General features: G+C 73.3%; 1 protein-coding gene. It reads left to right on the top strand.

What is annotated here, in order from left to right:
* Nucleotides 1–141 precede the first annotated feature (141 nt).
* Entirely contained in the window at nucleotides 142–1,134 is a 993-nt protein-coding gene (locus E1266_RS37350) for an alpha/beta hydrolase (RefSeq protein WP_132055312.1), read from the top strand.
* Nucleotide 1,135: the final 1 nt, after the last annotated feature.

Genomic DNA, 1,135 nt, shown 5'->3' with positions numbered 1-1,135 from the left:
TCCTACCCCCGCAGGCTCTTCCGCCGCCCGATCCGCGGCGGCGGCCCATTGCCTTCCCGCGTCCCGGCGTGCTTAATGGAGGTGGCCATATTGGAAACTCTGTTTCGCTAGTCGAAACAGCGCCCGCTCCTCGGAGGCAGCATGCGCCCCGTACGCGCCGTCCGGACCCTGGCCGCGGCCAGCGCCGCCGCCCTTGCCCTGACCGCCGCCGGCTCCATCACCCCCGCCCACGCCGCCGTCTCCCGCGTCCAGACCACCGTCGAGATCCCCTGCGCGTTCACGACCCTGAACCAGAGCGCCGACTGGTACTTCCCCTCCGGCTCCCCGCAGGGCCTCGTGTGGCTGCAGCACGGCTTCGCCCGCGCCAACGACCACGTCGCCGACCTGGCGTCCCGGTACGCCGAGGCCGGCTACCTGGTCTTCGCCCCGACCCTGCCCAGCGCCAACCTGTTCGGCTGCACGCTGCAGAACATCGGCAACAACACCGGCTTCCTCGCCAACGTCGCCGACCTGTTCGCCAAGATGGGCGACCCGTCCGACAAGCTCGGCCGCAGCTTCGCCAGGGCCAGGACCGAAGCGGGACGGCCCGGCCTCGCCCTGCCCGGCTCCCTCGTCTTCTCCGGGCACTCGGCGGGCGGCGAGGCCGTCAGCCATGTGGCCGGACGCCTGCGCACCGACAGCGCGGCGGGGTGGGCCCGGCTGCGCGGCCTCGTCCTGCTGGACCCGGTGAAGTCGTTCATCGGCGACAACCTCGGCACCGGGCTGCGGGCGGTGGACGGCACCGGCCGCATGGTCCGCACGATCTCCGCGCCGGACGGCATCTGCAACAACGGCGGCAGCGGCACCGACGCGGTCCAGGCGGGCGTGCACGCACCGTTCGTCGGCGTCCGGCTGACCGGCGGCGCGCACACCGACGCCGAGGGCGCGAGCACCGACACCGTGGGGACGCTCGCCTGCGGAACGCCGAAGGCGGAGAACGTCGCGGTCCTGCAGACGTTCGCGGTCGCCTGGGCCAGGGACGCCTTCAACGGCACGCAGACTCCCGCCTACCTGCCGGGCGGCTCCTACTACGAGTCGCAACTGGGCGCGGGCAGGATCCAGACCCTGGCCGGCGCCTCCTCCCCCGCCCCCTGAC

The sequence above is a fragment of the Actinomadura sp. 7K534 genome (assembly GCF_004348575.1).
Lineage (GTDB): Bacteria > Actinomycetota > Actinomycetes > Streptosporangiales > Streptosporangiaceae > Spirillospora > Spirillospora livida.
This window is presented reverse-complemented; position numbering and strand designations above follow the sequence as displayed.

What these genes read in the sequence shown, in the direction of transcription:
- E1266_RS37350 (WP_132055312.1), top strand. Translation starts at nt 142, where the DNA reads ATGCGCCCCGTACGCGCCGTCCGGACCCTGGCCGCGGCCAGCGCCGCC.